This is a genomic window from Methylobacterium segetis (assembly GCF_004348265.1).
GTDB lineage: Bacteria > Pseudomonadota > Alphaproteobacteria > Rhizobiales > Beijerinckiaceae > Methylobacterium > Methylobacterium segetis.
Genome location: NZ_SMNT01000026.1, coordinates 40448 through 51264 on the forward strand (window position 1 = coordinate 40448; position 10817 = coordinate 51264).

11 protein-coding genes are annotated in these 10817 nt (G+C 69.4%); 2 read left to right on the forward strand and 9 right to left on the reverse strand.

Annotated elements, in window-relative coordinates:
* The first annotated feature begins 163 nt into the window (after window positions 1-163).
* Together E1J50_RS09170 and E1J50_RS09175 are read left to right on the forward strand one after the other, a co-directional pair.
* Window positions 164-478, forward strand: a complete 315-nt coding sequence (locus E1J50_RS09170) for an ArsR/SmtB family transcription factor (protein ID WP_053620341.1) — start codon at window positions 164-166, stop codon at window positions 476-478.
* Between the two features lie 188 nt (window positions 479-666).
* The gene (locus tag E1J50_RS09175; RefSeq protein WP_132252724.1) at window positions 667-1989 is read left to right on the forward strand and encodes a type II restriction endonuclease; all 1323 of its coding nucleotides are present in this window, start codon (window positions 667-669) and stop codon (window positions 1987-1989) included.
* 464 nt (window positions 1990-2453) lie between these two features.
* Here the strand turns inward: E1J50_RS09175 and E1J50_RS09180 are convergent, their stop codons facing one another.
* The 9 genes from E1J50_RS09180 to arsH form a co-directional block, all read right to left on the reverse strand.
* Window positions 2454-3572 carry a DNA-binding protein gene (locus tag E1J50_RS09180; RefSeq protein ID WP_050735158.1) on the reverse strand — a complete coding sequence of 373 codons (1119 nt, stop codon included), beginning with the start codon at window positions 3570-3572 and terminating at the stop codon, window positions 2454-2456.
* Window positions 3573-4209: 637 nt separating this feature from the next.
* Window positions 4210-4944 (reverse strand): DUF4396 domain-containing protein, encoded by a 735-nt coding sequence (locus tag E1J50_RS09185; RefSeq protein ID WP_050735121.1) that lies wholly within the window; start codon window positions 4942-4944, stop codon window positions 4210-4212.
* A gap of 8 nt (window positions 4945-4952) precedes the next feature.
* A complete protein-coding gene (locus tag E1J50_RS09190) occupies window positions 4953-7394 on the reverse strand; it encodes a heavy metal translocating P-type ATPase (protein ID WP_132252727.1) in 2442 nt (813 codons plus the stop codon).
* Between the two features lie 84 nt (window positions 7395-7478).
* Complete coding sequence (locus E1J50_RS09195; RefSeq protein WP_050735157.1) at window positions 7479-7976, reverse strand: DUF305 domain-containing protein; 498 nt, start codon at window positions 7974-7976, stop codon at window positions 7479-7481.
* 56 nt (window positions 7977-8032) lie between these two features.
* A complete protein-coding gene (locus tag E1J50_RS09200) occupies window positions 8033-8365 on the reverse strand; it encodes a four-helix bundle copper-binding protein (protein WP_050735119.1) in 333 nt (110 codons plus the stop codon).
* Between the two features lie 371 nt (window positions 8366-8736).
* Complete coding sequence (locus E1J50_RS09205; RefSeq protein WP_050735118.1) at window positions 8737-9213, reverse strand: hypothetical protein; 477 nt, start codon at window positions 9211-9213, stop codon at window positions 8737-8739.
* 94 nt (window positions 9214-9307) lie between these two features.
* Window positions 9308-9520, reverse strand: coding sequence for a heavy-metal-associated domain-containing protein (locus E1J50_RS09210; protein WP_050735117.1), 213 nt, complete (start codon window positions 9518-9520; stop codon window positions 9308-9310).
* A 131-nt stretch (window positions 9521-9651) separates the two neighbouring features.
* Complete coding sequence (locus tag E1J50_RS09215; RefSeq protein ID WP_124262909.1) at window positions 9652-9957, reverse strand: hypothetical protein; 306 nt, start codon at window positions 9955-9957, stop codon at window positions 9652-9654.
* Window positions 9958-9992: 35 nt separating this feature from the next.
* Window positions 9993-10739: an arsenical resistance protein ArsH gene (arsH, locus tag E1J50_RS09220; protein WP_050735116.1), complete on the reverse strand. Its 747-nt coding sequence runs from the start codon at window positions 10737-10739 to the stop codon at window positions 9993-9995.
* Window positions 10740-10817 lie beyond the last annotated feature (78 nt).

Sequence of the window (10817 nt, forward strand, 5' to 3'; positions counted from 1 at the left end):
GATGGTGCCGGACTTTCGAACGTGAAGGAGCGCAACGGCCGGCCGCGAAGGATCGACACCTCGCGGCGCCGGAGCGTGCGGTCGACCACCGAGCCGCTGCGGTAGTTCCGGATTGATAGAAATAGGGGTTGCACGGTCCGTTCCGCGTCTTCATGGTAATTCCATGGAACTCGAATTAGCGGCACGACAATTGGAGGCGCTCGGCAATCTGACCCGCCTGAAGGTGTTCCGTACGCTCGTCCGGGCGGGCCATGACGGCCTGCCGGTCGGTGCGCTCCAGCAGCGCGTCGATGTCCCGGCCTCGACGCTGTCCCATCATCTGCGCCGTCTGATCCACACCGGTCTGGTGGTTCAGGAGCGCCAAGCCACGACCCTGATCTGCCGGGCGGCCTACCCGGCGATGAACGCTCTAATCGACTTCCTCGATGAGGGAGAGCACCGCGGGCGGTCGGCCGGTCCCGCTTCGATGTCGACCTGATGGACCCGTGCCTGCGACCAGGCATGGTAGCGCCGCTCGAACTGCGCCGTTCCGACCGCCGCGACCCGTCGGGGTCCGCGCCGCCTGTCCCGCCGGAGGCGCGCCGGTGAGACTTGCCGACGACAGCGCCGACCGGGGCGGGAATGGTATGTTCCGGGCCGAAGCCGGATTTTGGGAATGCCGCGCCGATGCGCCTGACTGACGAGACCGGGACGGATCACCGCCCCTCGGACGAGGCCTGGATCGGCAACCTGATCCGGCATTGGCGCGAGGACCCCGGCGCCTCCTATCGGACCTGGTTCCTGTGGGAGGAGCGCATCAAGAACTTCCGCTCGATCCGGCGCGGCCTCCAGGCGGTGATAGACGAGATCCGGGCCGACGCGTTCGGCAACGCCTATCGCGGCTCGTCCTTGGAAACGGTGGTCCACTCCATCGCGGAGCAGCGCCAGGTCTTCAAGGGCGCCGACCACGCATTCCTCTGGAAGCCTAAGCTGCGCATCCCCGACATCTACGAAGACCGCGCCAACCAGGTTGCGTTCGGCCGGTTCCTCGACGCCTGCCTGTGCTGCAGTGCAGAGGACGGGGTGCTGGCCGCCATCCACGGCCTCGACCGGCAACGCATCAAGGGGCTGGGTCCGGCCGCGGCGAACCTGCTGTACTTCCTGCACCCCACACTTGTGCCCCCGTTCAACACGGCCATCGTGAAGGGCTACAACGCCATCGCCGGCGCCAATGTGAAGCTCGGCAAGTGGGACGAGTACCTCGCCATGCGCCGGGGCATCGTCGCCCTCAACGCCGCCCATCGCGGCCTGCTCTCCAACGATTACGGCGCCATCGCGGGCTTCCTGTTCGACGTCGGGTCCGGGCGATACCCGCTGCCGGAGCGCGACGGGGCCGCCGCGCTGGCGCGCTGGCGCGAGGATCTCGACCGAGTGCGGGCGGAGGCCGCGGCCACGGCCTCCAAGGCGGCGCTCGCCGCGCGTGAGGCGGACCACACCCACACCGAGGTCCAGGGCTGGCTGCGCGACCTCGGCCTCGCCCTCGGCTTCGACGTCTGGATCGCGTCGAACGACGGCAACCGCCCCTATGCCTCCGGCCGCCTGTCCGACGGCTGCCTCGACCGCCTGCCCGGGCGGCTGACGGCGAATGGGTCGGCCGAGATGGTCCGGCTCATCGACGTGATCTGGCTGGACAAGGCGGACGGCGACGTCGCGGCCGCCTTCGAGGTCGAGCACACGACGAGCATCTACTCGGGCATCGTGCGGATGCTCGACCTGGCGCTCGGGGTCGAGGGCGGGGCCGCGCGCAACTTCTTCCTGGTGGCGCCCGACAACCGCGAGGAGGACGTGCGCGCGCAGTTCGCCCGGCCCGCCTTCTCGCGGGTGGCCGAGCTCGACCTGCGCTACCTGCCCTACAGCGAGCTGCGCGGGCACCGGGAGACGATCGCCCGCTTCGGGAGCGGCCTGAAGGGCGTGCTCGCCATCGCTAAGCCCGTCGGGCGTCCGCGCTGACCCCGGTGACCGGCGCGACGAAGCCGGCCGGAGGGATTCGGTCGTCATTCCAGCGGCTGGCCGAGAGCGTCCGGAGGTCGCGCAACCGCATCGGCCACTATCGCGCCGTCCTCGACGAGGGACCGACCAACCACCACGCCGACGCCCTGGACCCGATCCGCTGGTGCCGTCCGACCATCGCGCGATGGGCGAGCACCGTGTCACGGGTGGCCGCCGTCGTCATCGGGCGTCCAGCCGCGGGCGCGGGTTCCGAGGGCGCCGGACCGCACGCGCGGATCCCGACGGTCACCGAAGACGTTCGCGGCGCGGCCGATGTTCCGCCGTCGGCCGGGATGCCGGTGGCCCCACGACAACGAACTCCGCCGGTGCGGCCGGACCCCGCGGCGTAGCCTTCGAGCGGGCGTCGGATAAGTCGGCTGTCGCGTCGCGGTGGCCCCGCTCGCCGCGGGCCTCGGCCGCGGGCGTCATCCGGCCCTCGCCGCCGGGGCCTCGGCCGGGCTCTCACCGTCCCAGGGAGCCTCGCCCACGAGGGCGGCGAAGCGCTCGTCCGGGAGTTCCTCGAACGGCCTCCGCTCCGCTATGCGCTGGCGCAGCTTCCACCGGAGCAGCCGGGGCGTGATCCTCTGGAAGCGCCCCGTCGCCGCGACCAACTCAGGATCCAGGCCGCCGAGGATGCCTTCCGCCGTCTGTGCCCCGCCTCTGGCGAGAAGGGCGTGGACCTCCCGCATGAACAAGCGCCAGAACGGCCGCTTTCCCATCGCCGCGACCGCCTCGGCGAGTGGCGGCTCGGGCGTCGCCGCGACGTCCGGCTCGGGCTCGGCCAGCCCGAACCGATGGCCGACGAGGGTCAGCCCGTTGCCGTCCTGCACCAGGCGCAGGAGGTGATAGCGCAGCCACGCCTCGGTGAGCGGGAAACCCGCCCGCTCGCCCTCCTGCTTGAGCCGGGTCGGGAGCGCTCTCAGGAGCGGGTGGACCGCCATGGGGCCGCGTTGGCGCACCGCCGCTTCGACCGCGTCCCGCACCTGCCCCCAGAAGTCGTTCGCCTCTCGCGCCAGCTTGAGCCCGTGCGCGGTATCGACAAACCCGGGCCCGGCGCGACCCTGCGCGAGGGAGTCCGCCTCTCCCGCGGCGGAAACGGGCGGCGCGGCCCCGCCGGCCTGAGTGCCGACGGCCCGCACCCGGTCGAGCTCGACCTGCAACGCCGCGACCCGCTCCTCCAAGAGATCGACCCGGTCCAGCGCCTCGTCGAGCAGATCCCTCGCCGCGGCCCTGCAATCCTCGGCTCCGACGAAGTCCGCCAGACCCGCCCGGGCCGCTTCGACCCGGGCCAACTCAAGCAGCTCCCGCCCGATCACCGTAAGCCGCCTCTCGAACGCCTCCGGCAGGTCCGCCCGTTCGATGGCCGGCCGGTAGTCCTCCCTGTCCTTCCACTTCCTGAGCTCGCGAGCGATGTCGCCGAACGACCCGCCGCCGAGCTCCCTCCGGACCGTGCGGACCGAGACCCGCTCCTTGGTGCCACCGGGCGGTGCCGGCCTGGCCCGTATCCGATCCGCGGCTGTCCAGACCCCGTTCTCCGTCACCATGCCCGCCATCCCAAGCCGTTACCGGTATCATCGCCGCGAGCGGTGAAGAAACGGTCGCGGTCCGCGTGGAGGCTCGGTGTGGGCGCGAGCGCGAGCCGGACCCGAAGGCGACCGGACAGATAGGCCGCGGGAGGCCTTCGGATTGAGGAACGCCCGGTCGGCGAACGCCCCCATCGTGTAACGCGTACGCATAACGTTACCCGTTATGCGTACGCCTCGGAGTCGCGTGCCAACCGCCGGCGGCAGCAGCCGCCATCCCGCCTTGAGCCGCCGGAAACCTCGCTACCACCGAAGACGTACTTCGTCGGCCTGCCTCGCCGCACTACGAAGCCATTCAGGACCGTCGCGGCCGACCAGAAGGTGATCCTGTCGGCCCGTACGCAGGGGCCTCACCGAGGTGCGGCGGCCCGCGAGATCTCGGCACGGGACGGCAGGGGCGCCCATGCTCTTATCCAAGTGCGGTTGCTGCGGGCGGACGGTTCGCACCGACGCGACGAGGTGCCCGAGCTGTCGCGCCGCAACCGGGGCGGGCATGCGCCCTTCCCCGAACGAGGCGGCATACCGGATCTGCATGCTCGCGGACGCGTGCGCCGTCCTCTTCTGGCTCCTCGTGATCCGCCGATAGGCGCGGACCGGCCTACATCCGCTCCTTGATGCCGGAGCCGACGAGCCACCAGTTCACCGGGTAGCTGGTCAGGAATCCCGCCACCATCGCGACCTGCATGGCGAACCAGAACTCGACCGAGTTCACCGGGGCGCGCTGGCCGGCCCAGTGCGGGAACAGGAAGAATTGGGCGAACGCCATGAAGCCGTACATGCCGACCTGCCAGGCGATCAGCGAGACGGTGTCCGCCTTCACGGCCGCCACCAGACCCTCGCCGGGGGATAGCCCGCGCATCGGCACGATGGCGTAATACTGGAACGCGATCCCGAGCGCGTACGCGAACACGAAATCCAGGACCCAGACCGCGTACATCTTCTCATCGAAGAGGGAGTGCCAGCCGAACCAGACGGCGACGGCCGGCACCACGAAGGCGAGCCACTCGGCGGCGACATCGCCCAGCAGGCAGCCGCTGCCGCAGTGGAGCGCACCCTTGCCGACCATCACCGGGAAGGGCATCCCCGTCGTGTTCGGCGGCTTCTCGCCCCGCTCCTTCGCGTCGTGGTGCGCCTCCATGGTCGCGAGCCGGCCGTAACTGAAATAGGCCCAGACCACGACCACCGTCCCGAACAGGGCGCTGATCGGCCAGACCACGTTCATCACGGTCATGTGCTGCGGGTGACGGATCACCTGCGCCGACAGCAGCAGCGAGCAGGCCGCCCCGAGCAGCAGCGCGGCGATCGAGATGGCATGGAGCCAGGTCGGGAACATGCGCGCTCCTAGCGGGCCGAGGAAGGGTCGAGGTTGGCCGCCCGCAGGCGCAGGGCATTGCCAATGACGCTCACCGAGGAGAGCGCCATGGCGGCCGCGGCGATGACCGGCGAGAGCAGGATGCCGAGGAACGGGTAGAGGATGCCCGCCGCCACGGGCACGCCCGCGGCGTTGTAGATGAAGGCGAAGAACAGGTTCTGGCGGATGTTGCCCATCACCGCCCGCGACAGCCGCCGTGCCCGCACGATGCCGAGGAGATCGCCCTTCAGCAGGGTCAACCCGGCGCTCTCGATGGCGACGTCCGTCCCGGTGCCCATGGCGATGCCGACATCCGCCGCCGCGAGCGCCGGGGCGTCGTTCACGCCGTCGCCGGCCATCGCGACCACCTGCCCGGCCGCCTTGTGGCGCTCGACCACCGCAGCCTTCTGGTCGGGCAACACCTCCGCCTCGACCTCTTCGATGCCGAGCCGGCGTGCCACCGCCTCGGCGGTGGTGCGGTTGTCACCGGTCAGCATCACCACCCGGATGCCCTCGGCCCGAAGCGCCGCCAGCGCCTCGGCCGTCGTGGCCTTGACCGGGTCGGCGATGGCGATGACGCCGGCCACCCGGCCATCGACGCCGGCGAAGATCGCCGTCGCGCCGTCACGCCGGAGTTCGTCGGCTTCGGTCGCATGGGTCGATACGTCGACCCCTTGCTCCTGCAGGAAGGCGGCGTTGCCCAGCGCCACGCGGCGGCCCTCAACGGTGCCGAGCGCGCCCTTCCCGGTCGGGCTGTCGAAATCCGCGACGGGGCCGGTCGCGATCCCGCGCTTCCCGGCGGCCGCCACGATGGCCAGGGCGAGCGGGTGCTCGCTCGCCCGCTCGACGCTCGCCGCGAGGCGCAGGAGCGTGTCCTCGTCGAACCCGGCCGCCGCCACGACCCGCGTCACGGCCGGCTTGCCTTCGGTCAGGGTGCCGGTCTTGTCGACCACAAGAGTCGTGACCCGCTCCATCCGCTCCAGTGCCTCCGCATTCTTGACGAGCACCCCGGCCCCGGCGCCGCGACCGACGCCGACCATGATCGACATCGGCGTCGCGAGACCGAGCGCGCACGGGCAGGCGATGATCAGCACCGCCACCGCGGCGAGGAGCGCGAAGGTGAAGCGCGGCTCCGGCCCGAACGCCATCCAGGCGGCGAAGGCCAGCGCCGCCACGCCAATGACCGCCGGCACGAACCAGCCCGCGACTTGATCGGCGAGGCGCTGGATCGGGGCCCGCGAACGCTGCGCCTCGGCCACCATCTGGACGATGCGCGCCAGCATGGTGTCGCGCCCGACCCTGGTCGCCTCGACCACGAGCGAGCCGGACTGGTTGAGGCTGCCGCCGATCACCGCGCCGCCGACCTCCTTGGTGACGGGCATCGATTCCCCCGTCACGAGGCTCTCGTCGACGGCGCTGCGGCCCTCCACCACCGCGCCGTCGACCGGGACCTTCTCGCCGGGGCGCACGCGCAGCCGGTCGCCGATGGCGATGGCATCGAGCTGCACCTCCTCGTCCTCGCCGTCGGGCCGGATGCGGCGGGCGGATTTCGGCGCGAGGTCGAGGAGCGCCCGCAGCGCGCCGCCGGTGCTCTCGCGGGCGCGAAGCTCCAGGACCTGTCCGAGCAGCACGAGCACGGTGATCACCGCCGCCGCCTCGAAGTAGGCCGGCACCGCCCCGCCGTGCCCGCGTAGCGCTTCCGGGAACAGCCCCGGGGCAAGGGTCGCCACCACGCTGTAGAGGTAGGCCGTGCCCGTCCCGAGGGCGACCAGGGTGAACATGTTCAGGTTCCGAGACAGGACGGAGTGCCAGGCCCGAACGAAGAAGGGCCAGCCGGCCCAGAGCACCACCGGGGTGGCGAGCGCGAACTGGATCCAATTCGAGGTCTGCTGCCCGAGCCGTTCGGTCAGGCCGAAGAGGTGCCCGCCCATCTCCAGCACGAACACCGGCAGGGTCAGGACCAGCCCGACCCGGAACCGGCGGGTCATATCGACGAGCTCCTCGCTGGGGCCGTCGTCGGCGCCGACCATCGCCGGCTCAAGCCCCATGCCGCAGATCGGGCATGCCCCGGGGCCGACCTGCCTGATCTCCGGGTGCATCGGACAGGTGTAGATCGAGCCTTCCGGCACCGGGTCGGACTTGGCTGCGGACTGGCCGGGGTCGAGGTAGCGGACCGGCTCGGCCACGAACTTCGTCCGGCAGCCGTTCGAGCAGAAGTAGTAGGGATGCCCGTCGTGCTCGGCCCGGTGCTCGGTCGCGTGCGGGTCGACCATCATCCCGCAGACCGGGTCCTTCACGCGGGACGCACCCGCGTCATCCGCGGCCATGCCGGCATGGTCGTGCGCATGGGAAGCGACGGAGTGGTCATGCCCGTGTCCTTCGGAGCAGGCGCGGGCCGCCGGGGCGAGATGCGTTTTCGACGAATTGCTCATGACCGGTCCCTCCGCGCGACTTCGATCTCCGCGGCCCGCGAGAGCGGACGCGATTTGGGCCGCGGACAAGTGGTTCTCTCAGGCTTACTGCTTGCCTTCCTTACGGGCGTTCTTGTCGAGCCAGGCAGTGAGCTCCTTGATGCTCTTCTCCTGTTCCTGGATGCTCTTCTCGGCGATCTTCTTAGCCTCGGGATTGTCGCCGTTCCTCAGGCCGACCTGGGCCATGGCGATGGCGCCCATGTGATGCGGGATCATCGCGCAGATCCAGGCGACGTCGGGGTCGCCGGCCATCATGCCTTCCATCATCGGGCCGTTCATCTGCATCATGGCGTGCTGCAGGCCCTTCTGGGTGTCGGTCGCCTGACCGGACATGCCCTGCATCGCCATCGACATGTGGCCCTGCATGTCCTTCATCGAGGACTCCTTGCCGGCCGACGCCGCCTTGCAGGTTGCGGGCAGCTCGAACGACGGGGCCTGCATGGAGCCGTGGTCGTTGGAGCCATGGTCGTTATCCGCGGCGAGGGCCGCGCCGATGCCGGTCAGCGCCAGGGTCATCGCGAGTGTCAGGGTACGAACGTTCATGATCATCTCCTCCAATTGATCAATCGGGACGGCCGGCTCGGCCGCCCCGTCAGGGTTCAAGCGGTCATTTTCCGGCAGGTCTCGGCACACCGGCGGCACTGCGCGACGCAGTCCTGCATGTCGCCGACCGCCTCACAGCTCCGCGCGCAGGCCTCGCAGACCTCGGCGCAGGCTCGACAGGTGTGCGTGTGCTCGGGCAGGCCGATCAGCATGAAGTGCGCCGAGGTTCGGCATATTTCCGCGCAGGCCATCATCAGGCGAAAATGCTCCGGCTCGACGTGCTTGCCGCCGGCGGGGAGACAGTGGTTGGAGGCCATGCCAAGGCAGCTTTGATAGCAGCGCAGGCACTCGTCGATGCAAGATTGCATCTCGCCAGACATTTTGTGCATCCTTGTTCTCCTTAAGTTGATGGGTGCTGCCATAAGTTCAGCAAATACATAGACGTAATTTGCGTTTTTGCTGAATTGCGATCAGATCCATAACCATATTCGTCGGATTACGTTCAATTTATTGTCTATAATATTTCTGTATGTCTAGGCGCGGGTCTGCAATGAGGGCACGCGGCGGCGAGGCTCGTCGAGGCGTCGCCGACCTTGTGCTGAGCGTGGGCGAGCATCCCGCTGAGACAGCGGCAGAGGGACCCTACGTCAGCGGCGCCGGATCAACGCGAGATGAGAGATGGGCCTCGCCACGGGATAGTCGGTGCACGCCACGACTGCGGTCGCACCTCGGGCGTCGCGCGCCTCGGGCGCGCCTCATCTCACGCGAGGGTTCGTGGGGGCTTGCGCAGCGCCTCGGGAGCGATACCCGCGCGTCCGGCGACATTATCCGGGATTAACATGGCCGCCCGAAACATGGGCATGGCGGGTGATGCGGGTCCGGCAAAAACACCGAATGTGCCGCCCACCGTCGTCCCACAGCAGCGTCGCTTGCAGGGGCCGGGGCAGCAGCATCGGTCGGCATCGACCGCCCGAACGGATGCCGTCGACTTGCCGGTGGTCACGCGTAGGCGAGGCGCGGTCAACAGCGTCACCGCCAACTCGGCGATGCCCGACGCCTTGTCGAGACCCGGGTTCGCCGCGGGAAGGGACGCCGTGGCGGCATCCGAGACCATGCGACCGCGGTGGCCGCAGTGGACGTGCCCCTCGTGAGCCTGGACGGCGGACGGCGCGACATGGGCGATGATCGCGAGGATCATCGCCGCCATCAGACGCACGATATGCCGGTCGAAACCCATGCCGGTCGCCAACCTCGGCCCAAACGTAGGGACGGCGTCGTCCCTGGGACGTGAATGCGCGCATTCGGGTTTGGTTGCGGCTCGTCCCCCCGACTCACGCCGTCGGGCTCAGCGGCTCGGCGGGGAAGCCTGCGGCGACTATGGTCTCGGCAATGCGGTCCGCAGGGCCGGTCGCGCCGGACACGGTCACGAGCTTGGCCCCGAGGTCCACCTCGACCAGGGCGCCCGGCTCGATGCCGGCGATGGCCCGGGTCACGGACTTGGCGCAGCCTCCGCAACCCATCCTGTCGACCTTGTAGCGGTACATGACGCTCTCCCTGTGGTGGCGTCCCGCACAGATGGGGCTTCCCATGGTGGGAAGGTCAAGGGTCGCGGAATGCCTCCCGCCAGGTGGGAATGGCGTCGATTCGGGCGGGCGCCCAGGTCGGGGCCGACGTGTTAGGACACCGTGCGGATGATCGCGGCGAACTTGCCGACGGTCATTTGCGTGCGGTCGCCCTCGGTCACGTCCCGGAGAGGATGAGGGTATCCGATCAAGCTTCCGGGCTTGCGCCGCGTTCGAGGGCGGCGAACCGTTCGGCCTTCACCTCGGCGACGTGGCAGCCGCGTTGGATCGTCCGCCTGGCGTGACTGAACACCCATGGGCGTCTCCGGCTGCGTATCGCAGGCAGCGCGCAGGGCACCCAGCGGTATGTCGCTGGCGGCGGCCGGTGCCATCGTGTGCGGGCGTTCAAGGGTCAGCATCGGCATGCTCCTCGGGTTGTTTCCCGGGACTGGTCTCAGCGCTTCACAAAGCCAATGTCGGCGGCCACCGCGCTCAGCCGCTCCGGCGCGCGCTCCTTCCGCTCGCTGTAGCGGTCCACCAGGTAGTCGGCCCGCTCTCGGGTCAGGAGCGTGAACTTCACCAGCTCCTCGCACACGTCCACGACCCGCTCGTAGAGCGGCCCCGGCTTCATCCGGCCCGCGTCGTCAAACTCCTTGTAGGCCATCGGCACGGACGATTGATTCGGGATGGTGATCATCCGCATCCAGCGGCCGAGCACGCGCAAGGCGTTCACGGCGTTGAAGCTCTGCGAGCCGCCGGAGACCTGCATCACGGCAAGGGTGCGCCCCTGGGTCGGCCGCACGCTGCCCTCGCTCAAGGGCAGCCAGTCGATCTGACTTTTCATCACGCCGGTCAGGGTACCGTGCCGCTCCGGTGAGACCCACACCTGGCCCTCGGACCAGATCGAGAGATTGCGCAGCTCCTGCACCTTTAAGTGGTCGGCGGTCGCATCGTCCGGCAGGGGCAGGCCGTCCGCGTGGAAGATCCGCACCTCGCCGCCCATGGCTTCGAGGAGCCGGGCGGCCTCGTACGCGAGGCAGCGGCTGAACGAGCGCTCCCGCAGCGAGCCGTAGAGGATCAGGAAGCGGGGCGCATGGGTGAACGGCGCCGCCGCGTCTAGGCTGTCGCGGGTCGGCACCTCGAAATGCGCTTGGCTGAGGTTCGGCAGGCCATCTTTGAAGGGCTGGCTGAGCTTGTCCAAGGGACGTCTTTCTTGTACGTTCAAAATATCGTTTGAAGATTGTAACGAAAATGGATGAACCGCAAGCCCTCGCCGCCT